Genomic DNA, 1,800 nt, shown 5'->3' with positions numbered 1-1,800 from the left:
GAATATTTAAAAACATGGCAGTCGGTTGGCTCCAGCTTTTTCCCGTCGGAGGAACACACTTCCAGCGGCTGAATGGGCTGTCCATTGGCGTTATCCAGTAAGACAGAGTGCGCCTCACCGTCGTCAAACATATAGCGCTCCCCCCACTGCCGCATCGCGACCACGATAGGAAAAATAGCTCGCCCCTTTTCGGTGAGAACATACTCATTGTATGCGCTGCCGTCTGAGGCCGGGCAGATCTCAAACACGCCGATATCCACCAGCTGTTTCAGGCGAGACGCGAGAATGTTTTTAGCCAGTCCCAGATTCTTTTGAAACTCGCTGAACCTGCGCACGTCGTCAAACGCTTCCCTGATAATCATCAGACACCAGCGTTCACCAATCGACTCCAACGTTCTGGCAACCGGACATTCACTGGTTCGAAGGGATTCCTGTTTTGCCATCTGCTCTCTCTCAGCTTGCCTGTTAACAGACGCCAGTATAGGGGCACCCTAAATCGGTTGCAAAAAAAAACCACCGGTGCTATTTCTACGCGCATGTAGTTTTAAAAAGAAACCAGAATGCGAGAGCGAAATGGAATGTAAGGCAGAGTTGAATTCTGATGCGGCGCTAGCAGCGCCTGCTGTCGATGCGCCAGTGCTGAAACCCTGGATCATATTTTTATTCTCGCTGACCTGTGCGCTGGCGGTGGCGAATGTCTATTCTGCTCAGCCTTTGCTTGAGTCCATCGCCCTCAGCCTACAGGTTCCTGCTGGGATGATCGGCAGCGTGGTGACCGTGACCCAGGTCGGCTATGCCGCCGGATTGATTTTCCTGGTTCCACTCGGCGATCGCGTTAAGCGAAAAACCCTGGTCGTCACGCTGCTATTACTTTCGATGCTGGCTTTGATCGTGGCGGGGTTATCCCCCAATTTTGTCACCCTGCTGTGCGCGGTGCTTTTTATTGGCCTGATGGCGGTGGTGGTACAGCTTGTGGTTGCCTGGGCTGCAATACTGGCTGTCCCCCAGCGACGCGGTAAGGTCGTGGGTACGGTGACGAGCGGCATTGTTTTGGGGATCCTGCTGGCCCGCTTTATCTCTGGCAGCATCGCCGATATTGCCGGTTGGCGGGCCGTTTATCTTACCGCTGCCTTTTTGATGTTGCTCATCGCATGCATCGTGGCGAAAGGGGTGCCCGCTACGCCGCCCCTGCCGCACGCCCCTTCTTATCTCTCTCTGCTGGCGTCTGCTTTCCGCCTGTTTATGACTGAGCCGCAATTGAGAAAGGGGGGCGTTTTTGCACTGCTTATCTTTGCTGCCTTCAGCATGCTATGGACCACTATGGTCTTGCCGCTCAGCGCCCTATCACTGTCGCATACCCAGATAGGCATGTTTGGTTTGGCGGGTGTTGCCGGTGCACTGGCGGCGGCGAAGGCGGGGGCATGGGCAGACCGGGGCTGGGGAAAACGCGCGACCGGATCAGCCCTGGCATTGCTGGCACTCTCATGGCTTCCCATCGCGTATACCGAAACATCACTGGTGTGGCTCGTCGTGGGTATCATCATGCTGGACTTTGCCGTGCAAACCGTTCACGTAATAAGCCAGAGCACCCTTATCGCTGCCCGGCCAGAGGCCGCAAGTCGGTTGGTGGGTGCGTATATGTGTTTTTACTCGATAGGCAGTGCAACAGGAGCGATTGTTGCCACCCAGCTTTACGCCTGCTTTGGCTGGCAGGCGGTTTGTTTAGCTGGCGCATTTGTCAGCGCCTGCGCTTTTCTCATCTGGCTGCGGTTAGCCAAATCATGAAACGACGCATTGCAA

General features: G+C 55.2%; 2 protein-coding genes. One reads left to right on the top strand and one right to left on the bottom strand.

What is annotated here, in order from left to right:
* Window positions 1-443, bottom strand: a 443-nt coding sequence (locus FN633_RS08525; protein ID WP_154058865.1) for a winged helix-turn-helix transcriptional regulator, incomplete at its 3' end; no start/stop codon positions are given.
* A gap of 130 nt (window positions 444-573) precedes the next feature.
* Here FN633_RS08525 and FN633_RS08520 point away from each other — a divergent pair.
* Window positions 574-1,785 carry an MFS transporter gene (locus FN633_RS08520; protein WP_154057415.1) on the top strand — a complete coding sequence of 404 codons (1,212 nt, stop codon included), beginning with the start codon at window positions 574-576 and terminating at the stop codon, window positions 1,783-1,785.
* Window positions 1,786-1,800: the final 15 nt, after the last annotated feature.

The organism is Pseudescherichia vulneris (genome assembly GCF_902164725.1).
GTDB classification, from domain to species: Bacteria; Pseudomonadota; Gammaproteobacteria; order Enterobacterales; family Enterobacteriaceae; genus Pseudescherichia; species Pseudescherichia vulneris.
This window is presented reverse-complemented; position numbering and strand designations above follow the sequence as displayed.

What these genes read in the sequence shown, in the direction of transcription:
- FN633_RS08520 (WP_154057415.1), top strand. Translation starts at nt 574, where the DNA reads ATGGAATGTAAGGCAGAGTTGAATTCTGATGCGGCGCTAGCAGCGCCT.